This is a genomic window from Arthrobacter sp. N199823 (assembly GCF_002929705.1).
In the GTDB taxonomy this organism is placed as follows: Bacteria; Actinomycetota; Actinomycetes; order Actinomycetales; family Micrococcaceae; genus Specibacter.
On record NZ_PJIN01000005.1, the window covers coordinates 180,136 to 200,949 of the forward strand.

At 61.5% G+C, this 20,814-nt stretch carries 17 protein-coding genes; 7 read left to right on the top strand and 10 right to left on the bottom strand.

Translation table 11 applies throughout. The features are described from left to right. Nucleotides 1-23: 23 nt before the first annotated feature. The 3 genes from hpaD to CXQ93_RS12850 all read left to right on the top strand — a co-directional run bounded on the left by hpaD (nucleotide 24) and on the right by CXQ93_RS12850 (nucleotide 2,792). Nucleotides 24-1,121, top strand: coding sequence for a 3,4-dihydroxyphenylacetate 2,3-dioxygenase (gene hpaD, locus CXQ93_RS12840; protein WP_104110827.1), 1,098 nt, complete (start codon nucleotides 24-26; stop codon nucleotides 1,119-1,121). A 91-nt stretch (nucleotides 1,122-1,212) separates the two neighbouring features. Continuing rightward, on the top strand, nucleotides 1,213-1,998 hold the full coding sequence (gene hpaH / locus CXQ93_RS12845; protein WP_104110828.1) for a 2-oxo-hept-4-ene-1,7-dioate hydratase: 786 nt from the start codon (nucleotides 1,213-1,215) through the stop codon (nucleotides 1,996-1,998). Next, entirely contained in the window at nucleotides 1,983-2,792 is an 810-nt protein-coding gene (locus CXQ93_RS12850; RefSeq protein ID WP_181036151.1) for an HpcH/HpaI aldolase/citrate lyase family protein, read from the top strand. Before hpaH ends, CXQ93_RS12850 begins: the two co-directional genes overlap by 16 nt. A gap of 39 nt (nucleotides 2,793-2,831) precedes the next feature. On the opposite strand, the gene CXQ93_RS12855 is transcribed toward CXQ93_RS12850, so the two are convergent. The 7 genes from CXQ93_RS12855 to CXQ93_RS12885 form a co-directional block, all read right to left on the bottom strand. Continuing rightward, a complete protein-coding gene (locus tag CXQ93_RS12855; RefSeq protein ID WP_104110829.1) occupies nucleotides 2,832-4,718 on the bottom strand; it encodes an FAD-binding monooxygenase in 1,887 nt (628 codons plus the stop codon). A gap of 248 nt (nucleotides 4,719-4,966) precedes the next feature. Beyond that, complete coding sequence (locus CXQ93_RS12860) at nucleotides 4,967-6,046, bottom strand: phosphotransferase family protein (protein ID WP_104110830.1); 1,080 nt, start codon at nucleotides 6,044-6,046, stop codon at nucleotides 4,967-4,969. Further along, entirely contained in the window at nucleotides 6,046-7,395 is a 1,350-nt protein-coding gene (locus CXQ93_RS12865) for an acyl-CoA dehydrogenase family protein (RefSeq protein WP_104110831.1), read from the bottom strand. The genes CXQ93_RS12860 and CXQ93_RS12865 overlap by 1 nt, the downstream gene beginning before the upstream one ends. Further along, nucleotides 7,392-8,186, bottom strand: a complete 795-nt coding sequence (locus CXQ93_RS12870; protein WP_104110832.1) for an SDR family oxidoreductase — start codon at nucleotides 8,184-8,186, stop codon at nucleotides 7,392-7,394. The genes CXQ93_RS12865 and CXQ93_RS12870 overlap by 4 nt, the downstream gene beginning before the upstream one ends. Before the next feature lie 123 nt (nucleotides 8,187-8,309). Next, a complete protein-coding gene (locus CXQ93_RS12875; RefSeq protein WP_104110833.1) occupies nucleotides 8,310-8,828 on the bottom strand; it encodes a GIY-YIG nuclease family protein in 519 nt (172 codons plus the stop codon). Nucleotides 8,829-8,923: 95 nt separating this feature from the next. Continuing rightward, a complete protein-coding gene (locus CXQ93_RS12880) occupies nucleotides 8,924-9,814 on the bottom strand; it encodes a hypothetical protein (RefSeq protein ID WP_104110834.1) in 891 nt (296 codons plus the stop codon). Nucleotides 9,815-9,955: 141 nt separating this feature from the next. Next, a complete protein-coding gene (locus CXQ93_RS12885; RefSeq protein WP_373418287.1) occupies nucleotides 9,956-11,479 on the bottom strand; it encodes a helix-turn-helix domain-containing protein in 1,524 nt (507 codons plus the stop codon). A 129-nt stretch (nucleotides 11,480-11,608) separates the two neighbouring features. On the opposite strand from CXQ93_RS12885, the gene aceA reads away from it, so the two are divergent. From aceA to CXQ93_RS12905, 4 genes are all read left to right on the top strand, one after another. Further along, on the top strand, nucleotides 11,609-12,931 hold the full coding sequence (gene aceA, locus CXQ93_RS12890; protein ID WP_104110836.1) for an isocitrate lyase: 1,323 nt from the start codon (nucleotides 11,609-11,611) through the stop codon (nucleotides 12,929-12,931). Between the two features lie 148 nt (nucleotides 12,932-13,079). Then, nucleotides 13,080-14,735: a malate synthase A gene (gene aceB / locus CXQ93_RS12895; protein WP_104110837.1), complete on the top strand. Its 1,656-nt coding sequence runs from the start codon at nucleotides 13,080-13,082 to the stop codon at nucleotides 14,733-14,735. A 233-nt stretch (nucleotides 14,736-14,968) separates the two neighbouring features. Continuing rightward, nucleotides 14,969-15,673 (top strand): DsbA family protein, encoded by a 705-nt coding sequence (locus CXQ93_RS12900; protein WP_104110838.1) that lies wholly within the window; start codon nucleotides 14,969-14,971, stop codon nucleotides 15,671-15,673. Nucleotides 15,674-15,884: 211 nt separating this feature from the next. Continuing rightward, nucleotides 15,885-17,036, top strand: a complete 1,152-nt coding sequence (locus CXQ93_RS12905; protein ID WP_104110839.1) for a S1C family serine protease — start codon at nucleotides 15,885-15,887, stop codon at nucleotides 17,034-17,036. 187 nt (nucleotides 17,037-17,223) lie between these two features. On the opposite strand, the gene CXQ93_RS12910 is transcribed toward CXQ93_RS12905, so the two are convergent. The 3 genes from CXQ93_RS12910 to CXQ93_RS12920 form a co-directional block, all read right to left on the bottom strand. Then, nucleotides 17,224-18,063: a carbohydrate ABC transporter permease gene (locus CXQ93_RS12910; RefSeq protein WP_062285649.1), complete on the bottom strand. Its 840-nt coding sequence runs from the start codon at nucleotides 18,061-18,063 to the stop codon at nucleotides 17,224-17,226. Further along, on the bottom strand, nucleotides 18,056-19,030 hold the full coding sequence (locus tag CXQ93_RS12915; protein WP_104110840.1) for a carbohydrate ABC transporter permease: 975 nt from the start codon (nucleotides 19,028-19,030) through the stop codon (nucleotides 18,056-18,058). The genes CXQ93_RS12910 and CXQ93_RS12915 overlap by 8 nt, the downstream gene beginning before the upstream one ends. A 469-nt stretch (nucleotides 19,031-19,499) precedes the next feature. After that, nucleotides 19,500-20,804, bottom strand: a complete 1,305-nt coding sequence (locus tag CXQ93_RS12920) for an ABC transporter substrate-binding protein (RefSeq protein WP_062285653.1) — start codon at nucleotides 20,802-20,804, stop codon at nucleotides 19,500-19,502. Nucleotides 20,805-20,814 lie beyond the last annotated feature (10 nt).

Below are 20,814 nucleotides of genomic sequence, written 5' to 3' on the forward strand. Positions count from 1 at the left end.
TTACTCAACGAGGAGTCCGCCCCATGACTGATTTTATCCCCACCCCCACCGTTGCCGCCCCGGACATTGTCCGCTGTGCGTATGTGGAGTTGATCGTCACCGACCTGTCCAAATCCCGTGAATTCTATGTCAACGTCCTGGGCCTGCACGTCACGCAGGAAGACGAAAGAACCATCTATTTACGCTCCTTGGAGGAATTCATCCACCACAATCTGGTGCTCCGCGAGGGCCCGATTGCAGCCGTCGCGGCCCTGGCCTATCGGGTGAGGTCCCCGGCTGAAGTGGACGCAGCCGAGGTCTACTACAAGCTACTCGGGTGCCGCACCGAACGCCGGGAGAACGGCTTCGTCACCGGCATCGGCGACGCCGTCCGCGTTGAGGACCCGTTGGGTTTCCCCTACGAGTTCTTCTACGAAACTGAGCATGTGGAGCGTCTGACCCAGCGCTATGATCTCTACTGCCCTGGCGAACTGGTCCGCCTAGACCATTTCAATCAGGTCACCCCCGATGTCCCGAAGGGCCGCAAATACCTGGAGGACCTGGGCTTCCGCGTCTCCGAAGACATCAAGGACTCCGACGGGGTCACTTATGCTGCCTGGTTGCACCGCAAGCAGACCGTCCATGACACGGCCCTGACCGGAGGTGACGGTCCACGCATGCACCACATGGCCTTCGCCACCCATGAGAAGCACAACATCATCCAAATCTGCGACAAGATGGGTGCCCTGCGTATCTCGGATCGGATTGAGCGCGGTCCCGGCCGCCACGGCGTGTCCAACGCCTTCTACCTCTACATCCTGGATCCGGATGATCACCGTGTCGAGATCTACACGCAGGACTACTACACCGGCGACCCGGACAACCCCACCATCACCTGGGACGTTCACGACAACCAACGCCGCGACTGGTGGGGCAATCCGGTAGTCCCCTCCTGGTACACCGAGGCCTCACTGGTCCTAGATCTGGACGGCAATCCTCAGCCCGTTGTTGAGCGGACACAAGCGTCCGAAATGATGGTCACCGTTGGCGCCGACGGCTTCTCCTACACCCGGGCTCAGGGCGATGCTATCAACGGTGAACCGGCAGAAGAGATCGGGTTCAAAATGGGCAACCAGCTCTAGACCGCAAATACCGAGAACCGGCGCGGACCGCCTTCGCCGTGAGAGACATTTGGCACTTGGCGCAAGCCCGTCGATAGTTAGGAGACACACCATGCTTGACGATGACACCATTGCACTCATTGCCGATGAACTAGTTGAGGCTGGACGCACCCGGATGCCGATGCCGCGGCTGACGGCACGCTATCCGGAGATGACGGTTGAGGACTCTTACCGGGTCCAGGACTTGTGGCGGCAACGCGGCGAGGCTGCAGGCCGCGTCCTGGGCGGGCACAAAATTGGGCTGACGTCCAAGGCCATGCAGTATGCCACGGGCATCACGGAACCGGACTTCGGCATCATTTTCAAGGACATGATCCTGGAAAACGGCTCAACGGTTCAGTGGAAGCAATACTCGCACCCGCGTATCGAGGTGGAGCTGGCGTTCCTGCTCAAGGAGGACATCAGCGGCCCGGACGCCACCATCTTCGACGTTCTCCGAGCTACCGAGTACGTGGTGCCGGCCCTGGAAATTCTCGATTCACGGATCGAGATGGAAGGCCGGACCATCGTAGACACCATCAGCGACAACGCCGCCTTGGGTGCCATGGTGGTGGGCGGGACGCCGGTTAAACCTGATGCTCTGGACCTGCGCTGGGTCTCGGCCCTGCTGTACAAGAACCAAACCATCGAGGAGACAGGCGTTGCCGCAGGCGTGTTGAACCATCCGGCCCAGGGCGTGTCCTGGCTGGCCAACAAGATCGCCCCGCACGGGGATACGCTCAAGGCTGGCGAGCTCATCCTCGCCGGCTCCTTCACACGCCCCATGTGGGTCAATGAAGGGGACACGGTTTTTGCCGACTACGGAAAGCTGGGCACCATCACATGTCACTTCGCCTAACACCGGAGCCATCATTCAAGGACGCCCTGGCAGCAACCGAACGCCCATTGGCCGGCATGTGGGTTTGCTCGGGCAGCCCGCTGGTGGCGGAGATCTGCGCGGGGGCTTCCCTGGACTGGCTGCTGATCGACGCCGAGCACAGCCCCAACGGGCTCGAGGGGATTCTGGCGCAACTTCAAGCCGTCAATGGATACCCGGTAACAGCTGTTGTGCGCCCGCCTGCCAATGACACTGTACTCATCAAGCAGTATCTGGATCTGGGCGTGCAGTCCCTGCTGATCCCCATGGTCAACACGGCCGACGACGCTGCTGCCGCGGTGTCCGCCGCCCACTACCCTCCGCTCGGCGTCCGCGGCGTGGGCTCGGCACTGGCCCGCTCCGCACGCTGGAACCGCATTCCGGACTATCTGGCCCGGGCCAGCGAAACCATCACCGTGATCGTCCAGATTGAATCAACTCAGGCTGTGGACAACGTAAAAGAAATTCTCGCCGTTGAGGGGATCGACGCCGTCTTCATCGGCCCCTCGGATCTGGCCGCATCCATGGGTGTGCTGGGTCAGCAGGATCATCCGGACGTGGTGGCCGCCGTCGAGCATTGCATCAAGGTCGCCAAGGCGGCTGGCAAGCCCGTGGGCGTCAACGCCTTTGCGGAGGCAACAGCCCGCCGCTACCTGGACGCAGGCGTTGATTTCATCTTGGTCGGCGCGGACGTCGCCATGCTAGCCCGGGGCAGCGAAGCCCTCGCCGCCCGGTACGCCCGGTACGCTGACACCGGCCTCACTGCAAGCCACTGAAAATCCGTACTGATATGTACCAGTACCGACGAAGGGCAGTTACCGCGTCTTCAGGATTTTCACGAAGAAGTCTCCAAGTTCCGCCGTGGCGGTCAGCGGCAGAACATTGGCCACGTACTGGTCCGGGCGGACCACCACAACCACGCCGTCGCGGCTAAGTCCGCGCACGTCGAAGATGTCATTGCCGGGAACGGTCCCGTAGACCAACTCGTAGTCGGTGAGCGCAAACGGGCCAACCAGCGGCTTGAAGACTGCCGGGACAGCATTGATGTCGATGTCCTCGTGCTTCTGCTGGTAGATGGCCTTCACGTCGAACCAGGCATCGACGTCGAGCCCCTTTGGTGTTGCCGTGAGGGGCGATTCCGGCGCGGCAGAAAGCCACTGCGCAAAATCGGCCAGGGGCGATGGTGCACCAGCCGGTGACGGGTCTGCGAAGACGTAGATCCGCCACCGACCATCGGCCGTTGCCTGATGCCCTAGATGGACTGGATTAGTGTCGCAGACTCGGGACACCAACGCCGATTTGAAACGCTTTCCTAGGGGGAATCCTTCGGCCAACTTTTGGTATTTGGGTCCTGCCGTGAGCATCGACTCGGCATATTCGGTCATAAATCCTGCCGGGAACTCGGCGGTGCGCACATAGAAGTCTTCCAAGTCCGTCGGGTGGTCAAACTCCTCCGGCTTCTTGGCCATCATCGAGGACCATTCCTTGTCGAAATCGATGAGGTTTTTCGCAACCACTTGACGCTCTGCCGAGTAGGTGGACAACAGCTTCTCCGGGCTACGCCCTTCCAATACGTGGGCCAGCTTCCAGCCGATATTGAAGCCGTCCTGCATGGAAACGTTCATGCCCTGGCCAGCCTTGGCACTGTGCGTGTGGCAGGCATCGCCGGTAATGAAGACGCGCGGAGACCGGGATCCTATCTGCTCAGGAACAACGTCGTCGAAGCGGTCAGTCAGCCGGTGACCAACCTCGTAAACACTGTGCCAGGCCACGTTACGCACCTCGAGGGTATAGGGATGCAGGATCGCGTTGGCCTTGGCAATGATCGCTTCCATGCTGGTTGTGCGCACGGCGCCGTGGTCCCCCTCGGTCACCACTCCTAGGTCGATGTACATGCGGCAGAGGTGTCCACCCTCGCGGGGGATGTGCAGAATGGAGCCGCCATCGTGCGACTGAATGGCGCACTTGAGCCGAATGTCAGGGAAGTCCGTGGAGACCAACACATCCATGACACCCCATGCGTGATTGGCTTGGTCCCCTGTCATGGTGCAGCCAATCGACGCGCGGACCTTGCTTCGAGCGCCGTCGGAGCCAACAACGTACTTGGCGCGGATAGTACGTAAGGTACCCTCCTCTGGGCCCATACTGCGCATGAGGGTGACCTTGACGGGGTAGTCCTGCTCGTCGTCGACCTCTAGTGTCTGGAAGTCCCAGCCATAGTCTGGACTCATGCGTGTGGGTGAGTTGGCCATGAACTCGGTAAAGTAATCCAATACCCGCGCTTGGTTGACAATGAGGTGCTTGAACTCACTGATACCCGTGGTGTCGTCGACGGCGCGGCCGCTGCGGACAATGCAGGTGGGGTCCTGCGGATCGGGCTGCCAAAACGCCATCTCGGTGATCCGGTAGGCCTCTGCAACAATCCGTTCCGCGAAGCCGAATGCCTGAAAAGTTTCAACGCTGCGGGCTTGGATTCCGTCAGCCTGACCGATCGCGAGCCGACCATCCCGGCGCTCCACGATCCTCGTGGTGATACCCGGGAACGCAGAAAGCTGCGCCGCGGTCAGCATGCCCGCCGGGCCCGATCCAACAATGAGCACATCCACCTCGTCGGGAAGCTTCTCGGGACGGTCAATGCCGGTCCCGGCCACTGCTTGAATGCGCGGGTCACCGGAAACATATCCGTGGTGGTGGAACTGCACAAGAATCTCCTCACTACATTGTGAGCGGTTCGTTCACCACCACTCTTGTCTGTTCAGTATCTGTTCATCAAGATCTAATAGCGCACACTAAGCAAAATTATGTGTGCCAGGTCACGCATATGGATGGCGTACGCTGCCATCAAGGACGCATTTTCACAACGCTCTTGAACCGGACGGCCCCTTCCATGGCGCGCTCATATGCCCCCGCTTTTCGCGCAATTAAGGACATGCGCGAAAAGCGCGCCTCGCTACGGCAGCCGGGCTGCGTGCGCAGCCGCGGTTTCCAGCAATCGCGGTACGCCGGACTCCAAAGCTTTCCCAAAATCCCCGCCATCGGCGCGCTCGCCGTTCTTCCAGCGCGTGTAAATGGCCTCGCTGAAAACGGCGGCCTTCCACAGCGCGAGCGCCTGGTACCAGGGCAGCGCCGACAAATCCAGGCCAAGGTGCGCGTTGTAGCGTTGCGCCAACTCGACGCGGTCCAAGTATCCGGGCTGCCCCGTCACGGGCGTGAGCTCCAGCAGTGTGGCGGGCGTTCCGGTCTGCGCATACGTGGCGCTCAGGTAGCCGAGATCGGCCAGCGGGTCACCCAGCGTTGCCATCTCCCAATCCAGGACGCTCTTCACATGCGCGGGACCCTGCCGGGCGAACATCAGGTTCCCGAGCCGGTAGTCGCCGTGGATCACAGCGTTGCGCTGCGTGTCCGGCCGGTTCGATTCCAGCCACTTGGCCAGCTCCGCCACCTGCGGCAGATCCCGTGTGGCGCCCATGTCCCACAGCGCTGCAAACCGTGCGAGCTGCCGTTTCAAGTACCCCTCGGGGCGTCCGATTCCGGCGATGTCGCCGCTACCAATGTCCACAGCGTGCAGCCGCACCAGCATGTCCACGGCGGCCTCACTCGTGGCGCGGCGCTGGGCGGGCGCGTCCAGGTGTGCCGGAATTACATCCGTGATGACGTCGCCCACCACATGGTTCATCACGTAAAAAGGCACGCCAAGCACGTTCTCATTCGCGCACACGGCCAGGATTTTCGGCACCGGGATACCCAGCGGCGCCAGCAGCGACTGAATGTGCGCCTCCCGGACCATGTCATGCGTGGACGGCGGCAGCGGTGGCCGTGGTCCTCTGCGAAGCACGACGTCGGATCCCTTGCGTTTGATCCTAAACGTCACGTTGGACTGGCCCCCACCGATGCGGCGGGCGTGCACGGGCCCGGCTCCGATGCCGTGGGCATCGAGGAATTCCTCCACCCGATCCAAAATTAGCAGGGGCGGCGCGTCCTGGCGCTCTGCTTCGGCGGTGGTCTGCACAATGTCCTGGCTGGCGCCCATCAGCGTTCCCCTTCGTAGATCTTGCTTGTTCCCTGGAAGGGTTCCCCTGCCGCAACGGCGCGGCGGCGTCCCGAGGCCGCCCGGCGGGCGATGGCCCATTTGTGGGTCTCAGTGGAACCGTCGTAGATGCGGAACGGGCGCACCTCGTTCAGGTATTGGGCCAGCGGCAGCCCGTCGGACACCCCGTCGCCACCGCACAACTGCACGGCCCTGTCGATCACGCGGTACACGGCTTCCGAAACATGCACCTTCGCCACGGAGGACAGTGCGGACCCGGCCTTCGGATCTGCGGCCAGCAATGCCGCGCACTTGGCAATGATGGCGTCGGAGGTTTCAATGTCAATAACCGATTGCGCGATCAGCTCTTGTGCGATGCCCAGCTGCGAGAGGTGCGCCCCAAAAATCTCCCGCGTGTTGGCCCGGTCAAGCATGATGTCCATGGCGCGCCGGGCCAGCCCCAGCCACCGCATGCAGTGCGTCAGCCGTGCCGGACCCAGCCGCACCTGGGCATATGTGAAGCCGAGACCCGCCTCGCCGAGGACTGCCGTCCTGGGAACGTGGACGCCGTCGAAATGGACATTGGGGTGCCCGCCGGGCAGGTAGCTGTCTACGGTGTGGATAGGGTTCCCAATCAGCACTCCCGGAGTGTCCATGGGCACCAGGAACATCGTGGCTCCTGCCGGGGCTGCGCCAGCCGAGACTGCGCCGGCCGAGGCGGCAGTCGAGGCTGTCGCGTCTTGCGTACCTGGACCCGCCCCGCCCCCACTGTGCTCCGCGCCCTGCCCGCCGTCCGCGTCCGCCACGGTGCGCGCCATGACGATGGCAAAGGAGGCGAAGGTGGCACCGCTCGTGAACCGTTTGTGCCCGGTGATCAGCCAGCCGCTGCCGTCCCGGATGGCGGTGGTGGTCAGCGCGTCGGGATCGGACCCGGCACCCGGATGCGGCTCCGTCATGGCAAAGCAAGAGCTTATCTCCCCTGCCGCAAGCGGTGCCAGGAACTGCCGTTTTTGCGCAGCGCTGCCGATCAGGTTCAGCATGTGCATGTTGCCCTCATCCGGCGCCATGGCATTGAGCACAGCCGGGCCGATCGGCGAATAGCCCGCCTCCTGGAACACGGGCGACCAGTGCTCCACGGCCAGCCCCTGCCCACCAAACTCCATTGACACGTGCGGGGCAAAAACTCCTGCCTCCCTCGCAGCCCCCTGCAGTTCCCGCCGGACGGCCATGTTCAACGCCTGCCCGGGGCGAGGCTCGGCAGGGATCACCGTGCTGCGGATGAACTCCCGAGTGCGCTGGCGAAGATCTTCAATGGCATCCGGGTAGTCCCCGGCAACAGGAACCGTGTTCATCCCAGCCCTCCCGCGTTGCGCAGTCCGCCGTCGAGCGTGAGTACCTGCCCCGTCACCCATGCCGCGTCGGCGGAGGCGAGGTAGGCAACGGCCGCAGCAACGTCGTCGGGCTCCCCCAGCCGCTCCAGCGGATATGACGCGGAAACCTCGGCCTCGCGCCCTTCATACAGGGCGCTCGCGAAACGGGTCTTGACCACGGCCGGAGCCACCGCGTTCACCCGGATATCCGGCGCCAACTCCATGGACAGCGTGCGTGTCAGGTGCGAGACGGCGGCCTTGCTGACGCCGTACAGGCCCAGTCCCGGGGCGGGCACGTCGCCGCTGGCCGAACTCACATTCACCACAGTCCCGCGCCGTTCCCGGAACTGCAGCCCTGGATGCGCCAGCACTGCCTGCATCCAGGCGAGGGTGCCGAACACGTTGACCTCAAAAATCTTGCGTGCCGCGTCCAGATCCGCCGTCGCCAGCGGCCCGTACACCGGGTTAATGCCGGCGTTGTTGACCAGGATGTCCAGCCCGCCAAAATGATGTTCTGCTGCGGCCAGAACCTCCGCGCGGTGGTCCGGGTCATCCGCGCGCCCGGCTATGGCAAGGGCCGTGCCACCCAGTGCGGCCAGGGCCGCATCAAGGGGTTCCTGACGGCGCGCAGTAATGAGAACACGCGCACCCTCATGGGTGAGCCTCTGGGCTATGGCAAGCCCGATCCCCCGGCTGGCGCCGGTGACTATGGCGCTCTTGCCGGTAAACCTCTGGGCCGGATGTGGCGTTGCTGGCGTGCTTTTTTGGGGCATGGCGGTCCTCATCGTTGAGCCTCGCGATCACCGGGCAGTAACCACTGCCAGCATGCTGCCGTTTTGGGCAACGGTCAAGGGACCGTTGCCCGGACGAACGTTTCCGCTCATCCGTTGACTTCCTTAACCCTTCTCGCGGAGCGCGTTCCGGTTTGCTTCCGTAGTAGCGCTCGAGACGTACAACTGCTCGGGCGTCAGGCCGTCGCGATTAAAGGGCGGGCGGAGTTCTGCGCGCATTGCATCTTCCAGGGCGACTAGACGATCCGCGTCCGGAACGAGGCTAAAGGACGTGCCGAGGTTGCTCACCATCCATGCGCTGAGTAGTTCCTCATCCTTGTCGGTCAGCCGCGGATGCGCGGACCGCCCGTGCCACTGCGCCTGGAGGCCCAAGATGGCTGCCAGCGATCGGCGGAAAGTGGACTTTGATGTTTGCACGTCGTGGTGGCGGGCCCGGCTGCGCAAGTTCGTTGCCCGTCCCACATAGATCAAATCCCCCTTCTTGAGGGGCTTCAATTCGGCGGGCCAGACTACGTTTTTGGGCAGGCCGCCTGTCAGGTAGCACTTGTAGATGCCGGGGCCGAAGGGCATCTCCTGCCACGCGGTTTTGGCGGGCGCAGTCTTTGTCCATTTGAGATCTTCCATGCGTTGACCTTACGGCAATACTGCGGCATTCCGGTTGTCCGGTTTGCCGCAGCCTTGCCGGACGCAAGGTCTGCGGCAGCCTCAGGCCTCAGGCCTCAGGCCTCAACGAAGTCTTCATCCAGCTCAAATTCCACGGTGGCGAGGATCTCCTGGGTTTGCGGGTTGATCATGACGGCTTCTTCGTCGTCGTCAATCATGATGAATTCGCCCTGATCGGTGGTGAAGTGCCAGGCTAGGACGGTTTCGCCGTTGTGCTCGTAGTTGGGGTCGCCCATGGTGATTTTCACCAGTTCATGGCCGGCAACGTCGCAGAGTTCACGGATGATGAGCTCAAATTCCGGGCCGTTCTCACGCTCTTCTTCCGCCAGCCGCTCCTCCATGTCAGGGATTTGTGCCACCCGGTCGGCAATATGTGCTGCCAGTTCCTGCTCCGTGAGAATCAGCAGGCACGGCTGGTTGCGCAGCCAGTCGGCATTGAGCCCCGTGACGTCTTCGGACTCGAACAGGTCCTCAAACTCTGCATCCAGCAGTTCCATCGCGGCGGCGCCGTCGGCACGGTGGCCGTCTGCAGCCGTGACCTCTCTGCTGTCTTCTGCGCTATCTCCTGCGTTCTCTTCTGTGGTGGCCCCGTCCTCGAGATAGTCCTGCAGCTCCGTTTCGGTGAGCAAGTCATAAAGCGCGGCTGACCGGTTGAACAGCTCAAGGTGGGCCTTTGCACCCATGGCTTCAAGTCCTTCGCGGATGTAGCCATCGAGTTCTGCACGGTCCGGCGTCATGAAAACATACTGGGCAAATCCGCCGTCGAGCGCCTGTGTGAGATAAAAGTCAGCAAAGTAGCTGCGCAGGGCGTTCGGAGCGATTTCCTCGGCGTTGAGAAGCGAGCGGTACATTTCGTTGACAACGGAGACATTGTCCCCGACGACGTCCTCGTTATTTCCGGCAGCTCCCGCGGCGGTCAGGACAACTGGGATGTGGTGCGTGGTCATGGGGTTCCTTAACGTGGAGTCCTAGGTGCAGCTGACTTCTTCACGCTAAGCGGCTTTCCGGACAGGAGCCCCTCAGCCGAGTGAACGTCAGACGAAGAGCAAGGGAACGTTTCATCCCCTGCGGCGCCCCACCACGGCTCCCTACTTTCCCTCGTGTGCGGCGAGAAATCTGTACACCTCTGTTTCGTCCACACCAGGAAAGGCGCCCTGCGGCATGGCCGCCAACAAGTGGGAATTGGCCCTCGTGGACGGCCACGCATTGCCAGCCCACTGCGCCGAAAGCTCCGCGGGTGGGCGGCGGCAGCAGCCCGGATCCGGACACCGGGACTGCGAGCGCTCCGTTGTCTCCCTGCCCCGGAACCACTTCACCTGCTCGTACGGCACACCAATGCTCAACGAATACTCGCCGGAAGAGTGCCGCTCTGTGCGGGCCGTGCACCAATACGTCCCCGCGGCCGTGTCGGTGTATTGATTGAAGGCGCGGAACTTGTCCGGCACATCGAAGACCGCCCGGGAGGTCCAGAACCGGCACACGGCTTGGCCTTCGATGGCGCCGGTGTGATCGGCAGGAAAGTTCACGCCGTCGTTCTCATAAGCCTTGTGGATGATCCCGGATTCATGCACCTTCTGGAAGTGGGTGGGGATCCCCAGATGTTCCGTGGCCAGGTTAGTGAACCGGTGCGCGGCCGTTTCATAGGACACAGCAAAGGCGTCGCGAATGTCCTCAATGGCCAGTTCCTTGGCAGCTTTTGCGGTTTGCAGGAAATCCACGGTGGCCCGTTCCGGCATGAGCAGCGAGGCCGCAAAGTAATTCGTGTACACGCGCTGGCGCAGAAAATCCGCATAGTTGCGCGGCGTCTGATGCCCCAAAACATAGTGCCCCAGCGCCTGCAACAGCACCGATCGCGGGTCATGATCGGAGCGCTGACCATGCGTGAGATAAATTCGGCGATTCTTCAAATCCGTCACGGAACGGGTTGAATGCGGCAGATCCCCCACATAATGCAGATCAAAACCGAGGTGCTCGGCCACGTCGGCAGCCACGTGATGGGACAGCGGCCCACTGTCATGCCCCACGGCCGTCAGCAGCTCCTGAGCCTGACGTTCAATCTCCGGGTAATAGTTGTTGCGTTCACGCATTTCCAGCCGCAGCTCATTGTTGGCCCGCCGGGCCTCCTCCGGCGTGGCCGACTGCTCATCGAGGCGCCGTTCCAACTCATGCTGCAACCCCACCAGCGACTCGAGCACTTCGGTGGAAAGCCGCGAACTGACGCGGACAGTGGGCAGCCCCAGCGACTGATACAGCGGCCCCCGCTGCGCCCTTTCCAACTCAATTTCCAGCGCCGCCCGACGGCTGGGCGGCTCGTTGCCCAGCAACTGATCAAGCCCGACGCCGAGTGCCCCGGCGAGTGCCTGCAGCAGCCCCAGTTTGGGCTCCCGCTTACCGTTTTCAATCAACGATAGTTGCGAGGGGGCGGACGCAACTTTTGCTCCCAAATCGTCCAAGGTCATACCCAAGGCTTTGCGCAGATGCCGCACCCTGCGGCCCAGAGAAATGATGTCCAATTCATTGCTGGGGGCAGCTATCTTGCCGCCTACCCCGAGCGCTTCACCTGTGTTCCAGCCCACATTAGTCATTTCTTGAGGATACGCGAAGAACTGCAAATCTTTCCACCACTTTCCTCTAGTAACCCCTTGAAAAGCTCTGAATAGTAGAAATCACGAAGAAGAACCACTGATCCCGCCGCTTCACCGCCGAACCGGCAGGATCGCCCACTACCAGGAGCAATCATCATGACTGCAGCATTTGAACCCGCAACGACGCCGGAGCAGAGCAATGCACAGGCTGCCGCAGCCCTCGAACTCGAGTGGGCAGCCAACCCTCGCTGGAACGGCACCGAACGCTCCTTCACTGCCCATGATGTGGTCAACCTCAGGGGCCGGGTCCAGGAGGAACACACTCTGGCCCGCCGAGGTTCCGAGAAACTGTGGCACCAGCTGACCACCGCAGCACCGGGCGGGTACACCAACGCACTGGGTGCACTGACCGGCAACCAGGCCGTCCAGCAAGTGAAGGCCGGCTTGAAAGCCATCTATCTTTCCGGCTGGCAGGTTGCTGCGGATGCCAACTCGAACGGCAACACCTACCCGGACCAGTCCCTCTATCCCGTTGACTCGGTGCCCAAGGTGGTCCGCCGCATCAACAACGCCCTCCTGCGTTCGGACCAGATTGAATTCTCCGAAGGCCTGCAAAGCGTTGAAGACTGGCTTGTCCCGATCGTGGCCGACGCCGAGGCCGGCTTTGGCGGCCCGCTCAACGCCTACGAGCTCATGAAGTCCATGATCACTTCCGGCGCAGCCGGTGTGCACTGGGAAGACCAGCTTGCCAGCGAAAAGAAGTGCGGGCACCTGGGTGGCAAGGTTTTGATCCCCACGGCACAGCATGTCCGTACGCTGAATGCGGCAAGGCTCGCGGCCGACGTCGCCGGCGTCCCCTCGGTAATCATTGCCCGCACCGACGCCGAGGCAGCCACCCTGATCACCTCGGATGTGGACGAACGCGATCAGCCGTTCCTGACCGGCGAGCGCACTGCCGAAGGTTTCTACCACGTCAAGAACGGCCTGGAGCCCTCCATTGCCAGGGCCCGCGCCTACGCACCATTCTCAGACCTCATCTGGATGGAGACAGGAACTCCGGACCTTGAGCACGCGGCGAAGTTTGCTGAAGGCGTCAAGTCCGAGTTCCCCGACCAGATGCTTGCTTACAACTGCTCACCGTCGTTCAACTGGAAAAAGCACCTAGACGACGCAACAATCGCCAAGTTCCAACGAGAACTTGGCGCCATGGGATACACCTTCCAATTCATCACACTGGCTGGTTTCCACTCCCTGAACTACTCGATGTTTGATCTTGCCCATGGCTACGCCCGCAACGGCATGAGCTCCTACGTCGAACTGCAGGAGCGTGAATTCGACTCCGAATCTCGCGGCTACACCGCAACCAAGCACCAGCGCGAAGTAGGCACAGGCTACTTCGATCTGGTGGCGACCGCCCTGAACCCGAACAGCGGCACCCTCGCACTGGCAGGCTCCACCGAAGCCCAGCAGTTCCACTAACGGGATGGGCGGGCCCTTTCCCAGCGACTCCGTCGCAGCGCAGGGGCCCTGCCCGCCCCTCCCTCACCATTGCTGAAGGCGCGTGTTTCAGGTTCACCCAGGATCCGGAGCACGCGCCATCACCGGTACTTTTACACAGGAGACTCCCATGAACTCAACGAACAGCCTGAACGGAATCACGTTCAACGGCATCACCCTGACAGCACCGCCCATCCACCGCCAGAACGAGATCCTGACCCCCGAGGCACTGGACTTCATTGCCGCACTGAACCGAACCACGACGGCGCGACGCGCGGATTTGCTGGCAGCTCGCCAAACCCGCCGCAGCCAAATTCTCAGCGGCACCGACCCCCGCTACTTGCGTGAAACCTCCACCATCCGGGAAGATCCCCGCTGGCGCGTTGCTCCCCCTGCCCCCGGATTGGAGGACCGCCGCGTGGAAATCACCGGCCCCGTGGACCGCAAGATGACCATCAACGCCATGAATTCCGGCGCTAAGGTCTGGCTGGCAGACATGGAAGACTCCTCCACGCCCACGTGGGGCAACGTCATCCGTGGACAGCTCAACTTGATCGACGCGCTGGAACGCCGCATTGACTTCACCAGCCCGGAGGGCAAGGAGTACAAGCTGGCCCCGCAGGAGCAGCTGCCCACTATTGTGGTCCGTCCCCGCGGCTGGCACCTGCCGGAAAAGCACCTGTTGATCAACGGCAAGCCCATGGCCGGCGGCGTTGTTGACTTCGGCCTGTACTTCTTCCACAACGCCCGGCGGCTGATCGCCCAGGGCAAGGGGCCGTACTTCTACCTGCCGAAGATTGAAAACCATCAGGAGGCTCGCCTCTGGAACGACATCTTCATCCAGGCCCAGGACCTGCTCGGCATCCCGCAAGGCACCATCCGCGCAACTGTCCTGATCGAGACCATCACAGCTGCGTTTGAGATGGAGGAAATCCTGTATGAACTGCGCGATCACGCCGCCGGACTGAATGCTGGCCGCTGGGATTACCTGTTCTCCGTCATCAAGAACTTCCGCACCCGTGGCCCGCGCTTTGTGCTTCCGGACCGCAACCAAATCACCATGACGGCCCCATTCATGCGGGCCTACACCGAACAGCTGGTCCGGGCCTGCCACACCCGCGGCGCCATGGCGATCGGTGGCATGGCAGCTTTTGTCCCCAATCGCCGCGATCCGGAAGCCAACGCCAATGCTATGGCCAAGGTCCGGGCAGATAAGACCCGTGAAGCGAATGACGGCTTCGACGGTTCATGGGTGGCCCACCCGGATCTGGTTCCCGTGGCCATGGAAGTCTTTGACGAGGTCCTCGGCTGGAACCCGAACCAGATCAACCGCACCCGCGAAGACGTGGAACTCGACGATCGCGCCTTGCTTAACGTTGAAGCCACCCAGGGCACCATCACTGAGCAGGGCATCCGGGACAACATCTGGGTGGGTGTCCAATACATTGAGTCATGGCTGCGCGGACACGGCGCCGTCGCCCTGAACAACCTCATGGAAGATGCCGCCACCGCGGAAATCTCCCGGTCCCAGATCTGGCAGTGGATCCACAGTCAGGCCATCACTGACACAGGCGAACTCATCACCTACGACTGGGTCAAAGAGATGCTCGAGGAGGAGTTCGCACGTCTTCCCCGCTTCGATGCCGACCGTTTCGAGGACGCCCTAGAGATCTTCACCGACGTGGCTCTGGGCGAGGATTTCCCGGCGTTCCTGACCACCTCGGCCTACGCCAACTACCTGCATGCCGGCGCCGAACAGCCAGAACTGGCGCTCTCAGCCGCATAAGTTTGGTTGCCACGCCGGATGCGACGCCACTGCACACCCGAAATCCGGGTTCCGGTGAGGCAACCTTAATTCCCGGCCCTTTAATTCCCGACCGCGAAAGGGGAGTAGTTGCTAATGTTCACGTCGAACATTAGCAACTACTCCCCTTTCGCGGTCTCGAGGTCTCGCGGTGTCGAGGTTTCACGGTTTCGAGGTTTCGGAATAACCACCAGCCCGGCCTCGTTGGCAAAAGTATGAAGATTGAAATCTGGTCCGACGTGGCCTGCCCCTGGTGCTACATTGGCAAGCGCCGTTTTGAAACCGCACTTGAGGCTTTCCCGCACAAGGAATCCGTGGATGTACAGTGGCGCAGCTACCAGCTGGATCCCACCCTCCCGGAGCACTATGACGGCACCGAGCTGAGCTACCTCAGCGAACGCAAGGGCATGGATCCGGCGCAGGTTGCCGGCATGTTCGCGCACGTCACCGAGCAGGCGGCCGGCGAAGGCCTCAACTACAAGTTCGACGACGTAGTGGTGGCCAATAGCTTCAACGCGCACCAGCTGCTCCATCTTGCCAAGGCTCATGACAAGGGCGACGCCGTCAAGGAAGCCCTGCTGTCGGCTCACTTTGAGCACGGGGTGGACATTGGTTCACGCGCTGCGCTCGTGCAGATCGGCACCGACGTGGGCCTGTCCGCAACTGACATCAATGCTGCCCTGGACACTGACAAGTACGCCGATGACGTCCGGGAGGATTTTGCCGAGGCTCGCGCCATTGGCGTCACCGGCGTTCCGTTCTTCGTCATTGACCGTAAGTACGGGATCTCCGGCGCCCAGCCAGCGGAGGTGTTTGGCCAAGCACTGGATCAGGCCTGGCAGGAAGCGAACCCGTTGACCATGGTCGCGGCAAACGGAACCGATGCCGAAGCGTGTGGCCCGGACGGCTGCGCCATCTAAAGAACCGACCCAGGCACAGATGCCGTCGCTCCTGCATAATGCCGCCAGTAGACCTGCGGCAATTTGCAGCAGCGGCGGCATTTCTTAATTCGGGGGCAGGCTGGCTCCGCTCTACACGTTGGTGGCGCGGACATACTTCTCCTGCCCGCCAACGCGTGACGTAGCATGGGGATTCTTACCGCCGCGGTTGATGCCCTGAACGGAGCACCCCATGAACGTCCCGCCGAATGAGCCACAGGATGCGCCACAGAATTCACGGACGGGGGCCCCGGCGAACACACGGCAGGTCAGCACGTGGTTCCAACGCCTTCCGCTCTCAACTGTGATTGCCGCGGCTGTGGCCTTGGCCCTGATTGCGGGGCTAGCGGGTGGCTGGATCAGCAGCCTACTGACCCGTCCGGCCGCAACAGCTGCAGCACTGATCGGCACCTGTAACGCCACCGATGTCGCGCAAGGCGTACTGCCAGGCGTTGTCACAGTCTCCATCCGCAACGGCAATGCCAGCGGCGTGGGCAGCGGAGTGATTGTCCGCAAAGAGGGCTACATCATGACCAATAACCACGTCATCGCGGCGGCTGCAAACGGCGGCACCATTGACGTCTTGTTCAGTGACGGACACTCCGCCGAGGTTGAGCTGGTGGGACGGGACCCTAAATCCGACTTGGCGGTACTTAAAATAGCCGCGGAGAAGGACCTCCCAACGGTAAAACTCGGCAAGTCCGCCGATGTCCGGGTTGGCCAGCCGGTGGTGGCCCTGGGTGCTCCGCTTGGACTCTCCAGCACCGTCACGGCGGGAATTGTCAGCGCCCTGGGCCGCAATGTTCCGGTTCCCTCTGATGAGGACACCACGGCTATGTTGGTGGGCGCCATCCAGACCGACGCCTCCATCAACCCCGGCAATTCCGGCGGCGCGCTGGTTAACTGCAGCGGCCAACTGATCGGCATCAATACCGCCATCGCCACCATCCCCAACGATCTCCAAGTAGCCAGCGGCAGCGTGGGCATTGGCTTTGCCGTCCCGATCGATTTGGCAGCCCGCATCACGGATCAGCTCATTGAGACCGGCACGGTCGCCTACCCGTACTTCGGCGTCAGCGCGGTGCCGCTGCCACCCCAGGCTGCCGAGGCCTTTGGAGTCGATGACGGCCTCTACCTCCAATCGGTGGCGCCTAACGGGCCCGCCGCCGAAGCCGGCCTTCAGCCCGGCGACATCGTGACGCTGCTAGATAACCGGCCGGCCACCAGCACCGCGGTCCTCGCCGAAGTCACCTTGACCCGGAAGGCTGGCGACACCGTCAAGGTCAGCTATGTGCGCGCCGGCAAGACCTCCTCCACCACCATCACTTTGGGCACTCTTCCGTAAAAGAAGTACGACGGCGTCTGCCTCCCCTTGGGTGCCCGGACGCCCCAGGGAACACAGTACCCATTAACAAAAGCGGCACCTGGGTGAGTCACAATGACTCACCCAGGTGCCGCCGTCGTACGTACTTACAGGACCCACGCCTGCGAGGCGCCCCAACCCGGGTACGAGACTGGGGAGCTGGTGGGGATCACTTCACGGCACCAGCGGTGAGGCCGGCGACGAAGTTCTTTTGTAGGAGCAGGAAGCCGATCACAATCGGGATGGAGACCACCACGGAGGCGGCCATGATCTGGTTCCAGTAGACGTTGGTCTGCGTCGAATAGAGCTGCAGGCCGACGGCGAGGGTTCGGTTTGCGTCGGTGGTCATGACCGAGGCGAACAGGACTTCACCCCAACTGGTCATGAAGCTGTAGATGGCGACAGCGACCAGGCCCGGGCGGGCTGTGGGCAGAATGATGGTGAACAGGGTCCGCATGGGGCCGCAGCCATCCACTTTGGCTGCCTCGTCGAGTTCGCGCGGGATGCCGTTGAAGTAGCCGGCAAGCATCCAGATGGAGAACGGAAGCGAGAACGTCAGGTACGTGATGATCAGGCCGGCGCGGGTTCCCACCAACTGGACGCCAAAGTTCGTGTTGATGTTCACGAAGATCAGGAACAGCGGCAGCAGAAACAGTACGCCCGGGAGCATCTGGGTGGAGAGCACGGCACCGGAGAACAGCGAGCGTCCGCGGAACGTATAGCGGGATACGGCGTAGGCCGCGAAGATGGCGATGATCAGCGAGAGCAACGTTGCTGAGACGGAGACGATGACCGAGTTGACGAAGTAGTCGGCCAGCGGCACCGTCTTCCACATGTCGATGTAGGGCTGAATGGTGAGCGATTCAGGCCACCACGAGAACGCACCCTGAACATCTTTCAGTGGCTTCAGACCTGAGATGACCATGACGTAAATGGGGATGATGGTGAAGATGCTCAGAGCGGTAATCGTGATGACTCGAAAGACCTTAGTACCGGTTGTGTCATGCATTGTCTTTCCTCCGGTTCATGAAGAGAACGTAGATTCCGCTGACAACCGAGAGGAAGAGCAGGAGCAGTACCGACATGGCGGCACCCGAGCCGAAGTTCCAGGTCAGGAATGAGGCGTTGTAAATGTGGAAGGAGATCAGATCGCCGGCGGGCGGCTGTGAGCCACCGAAGAGGACGAACGGAGTGTTGAAATCATTGAAGGTCCAGAGGAACATCACCAGAACCAGGGACATGTTGACGGGACGCAGCAGGGGCAAGGTAATAGCCCACCACTGGCGCAGCGGCTTGGCGCCGTCAACGGAGGCGGCCTCGTAAATGTCGGTGGGGACGGACTGAAGTCCGGCCATCAGCATCAGGAAGGCGAAGGGCCAGAGCCGCCAGATGGCAACAATCACGACGGCGAAGAAGGCGTTATCGCCGATCAGCCAGAAGGGCTTGTCGCCCGGGAGTCCGAGGTTATCGAACAATAGATGATTGAGTGCGCCGTTGTCTTTCTGCAGGATGAACTTCCACGCGATGACGCCGGCGTACATGGGCAGTGCGTAGGGGATCAAGAAAAGCGTGCGGAAGACTGCGCGTCCGGGAAATACCTTTTGCAGGGCTACGGCCGCGGCCATTCCCAGGAGCCAGGACAGTCCCACCACCAAAATGGTGAAGGCTACTGTGATCCCGAAGGATTTCAGCAAACCCATGCCCACGGCGGAATTGAAGTCGAGGGCAACTTGGTAGTTCTTCGTGCCGACGAACGGGGCGTTGCCCCAGTTGGCAATGTACATCTTGGTGAGCTTGAGGAAGCTCATCCAAATGCCAGTCACCATGGGGACAATATGAATGACTAGTTCGAAGATGACGGCGGGGGCGAGCAGCGCATAAGGCAGCCACCAGCCGGCCCGGCGAGGCTTGCGCGCTCTCCGTCCGGCTGCCCCGGCGGCGGAGCCGGAATTCTTTACGGCGGTGGAAGCAGACACTGTTCGACACTCACCTTTCCTGGAAAAATTGAAATATTGACGAGGCGGATCATTCACGCCTGAAGTGGAGCAGTTGAAGCAAAGATTAAAGGTGGGAGATACGGGGGAAAACGAGTGAATCAAGGTGTGGCCCTCAGATCCGGGAGCCCCACTATGTGGGACACCGTGGGCTCCCGAATCAGAAGGCCCCGTCAAACGGGAAACGTTGGTTGCCGACGAGGGACACGTTGGGCCCACAGCTTAGGAAGACTAGTAGGCCCATTGCCGAACATGTTGGGCCCACACCTGCGGGGGGCCCCAATAGTGGCTCGCTCAGCGAGCCACTATCAGGAAGACCGCTGGGCCCACAGATCCGAGGGCCCCAATCCGAAGGTCGCTAGCGACCTTCGGGAGGATCGTTGGGCCCACACCTGCAAGGGGCCCCAACAGTGGCTCGCTCAGCGAGCCACTGTTGGGGAGCAGGTGGGGACTATCCTGCTGCTTCGACTGCCTGCTGTGCAGTTTCCAGTTCCTTCTTGATGTCTGCCTTGGTGACCGTACCGCCGGAGGCGATGGTTGCAAACATCTGGTTCATGGCCTTGCCAACAGTGCTTTCGAACTGGTCCTCAGCCGCTACCAGGGGAAGGGGCTTGGACTTGTTGGAGTAGATGTCAGAGAACGTCTTGGCGAGTTCTGCATCGTCCGTGAAGGTGGGTGTTACGCCAGCGAGGACGGGGAGAGCTGCGAACGGCTTGTCCAAGGCTGCCTGGGTATCTTCACTGGTCATGAACTTCACGAATGCCAGTGCCGAATCCTTGTTCTTCGTGTTCTTGAAGATGGACATGTTGATACCGGCCACCATGGTGGCAATATCCTTGCCGGCTGCGGGTGCCGGGAATGCTACGACACCGAATGCGTCACTGGCCATGCCCTGTGAGGCGATGGAGCTGTTGGCGTTGTTCTGGCTCAGCACCATGGCAGATTTGCCGGTGGCGAAATCGTTGATGGCCTTGGTTGCGTTGTCGTACTGGGCATTGCCCGGGTCAACGACCTTGTCTGCCTGCATTAGGTCCAAGTAGCGGGCAATGCCATCTACAACTCCGTCAGAGGTGAAGGTGGGCTTGCCTTCTGCATCAAAGAAGTCGGCACCGTTCTGTGCTGCGTTGATGAATGCAAAGTGTGAGTTTTCGGTGTAGCTGCCGGCTGCGAGTGAGAATCCGTGGACATCACCGGTGGTCAGCTTTTTGGCAGCGGCAACCATCTCTTCCCACGTGGTGGGAGGGGTTACGCCGGCATCTTTGAACATTGCCTTGTTGTAGTACAGGCCGTAGGCCAGGCCGTACAGCGGAACCGAGGTGGGGTCTTCGCCAGCGACACCACCAGTGTCCATGGCTGTCTTGACGAACTTGTCCTTGCCACCAATGGCGGTAAAGGCCGCATCGTCGAACGGCATGAAGGCGCCGGTGGACTGCAGTGAAGCGGCCCAGGTGTTGCCGATGTTCAGAACGTCGGGTGCTTGGCCGGAGGTGACGGCTGTCTGGATGCGGGTCTGCAGATCGTTCCAGCCGATGACTTCAAGGTTAACCTTGATGCCAGTTTCTTTTTCGAACTTCTCCAGCTGCGGGGTAAGAACTTCCTTGTCATTGTCCAAGCTGGTGCCCTGGTTGCTGGCCCAGTAGGTCAGCGTCTTGCCGCCGGCATCGGTGGAATCATTTCCGGAACTGCCGCTGCAGCCCGTGGCTGTAATGGCAAGTGCCGCGATAGCCGCTGCTGCGGCAAAAGTACGTATTTTCACTTCCGTGACT

Excerpts from the sequence above, each read along its gene's own strand:
- hpaD (WP_104110827.1), top strand. The coding sequence starts at position 24 with ATGACTGATTTTATCCCCACCCCCACCGTTGCCGCCCCGGACATTGTC.
- hpaH (WP_104110828.1), top strand. The coding sequence starts at position 1,213 with ATGCTTGACGATGACACCATTGCACTCATTGCCGATGAACTAGTTGAG.
- CXQ93_RS12850 (WP_181036151.1), top strand. The coding sequence starts at position 1,983 with ATGTCACTTCGCCTAACACCGGAGCCATCATTCAAGGACGCCCTGGCA.
- CXQ93_RS12860 (WP_104110830.1), bottom strand. The coding sequence starts at position 6,046 with ATGGGCGCCAGCCAGGACATTGTGCAGACCACCGCCGAAGCAGAGCGC.
- CXQ93_RS12865 (WP_104110831.1), bottom strand. The coding sequence starts at position 7,395 with ATGAACACGGTTCCTGTTGCCGGGGACTACCCGGATGCCATTGAAGAT.
- CXQ93_RS12870 (WP_104110832.1), bottom strand. The coding sequence starts at position 8,186 with ATGCCCCAAAAAAGCACGCCAGCAACGCCACATCCGGCCCAGAGGTTT.
- CXQ93_RS12875 (WP_104110833.1), bottom strand. The coding sequence starts at position 8,828 with ATGGAAGATCTCAAATGGACAAAGACTGCGCCCGCCAAAACCGCGTGG.
- CXQ93_RS12880 (WP_104110834.1), bottom strand. The coding sequence starts at position 9,814 with ATGACCACGCACCACATCCCAGTTGTCCTGACCGCCGCGGGAGCTGCC.
- aceA (WP_104110836.1), top strand. The coding sequence starts at position 11,609 with ATGACTGCAGCATTTGAACCCGCAACGACGCCGGAGCAGAGCAATGCA.
- aceB (WP_104110837.1), top strand. The coding sequence starts at position 13,080 with ATGAACTCAACGAACAGCCTGAACGGAATCACGTTCAACGGCATCACC.
- CXQ93_RS12900 (WP_104110838.1), top strand. The coding sequence starts at position 14,969 with ATGAAGATTGAAATCTGGTCCGACGTGGCCTGCCCCTGGTGCTACATT.
- CXQ93_RS12905 (WP_104110839.1), top strand. The coding sequence starts at position 15,885 with ATGAACGTCCCGCCGAATGAGCCACAGGATGCGCCACAGAATTCACGG.
- CXQ93_RS12910 (WP_062285649.1), bottom strand. The coding sequence starts at position 18,063 with ATGCATGACACAACCGGTACTAAGGTCTTTCGAGTCATCACGATTACC.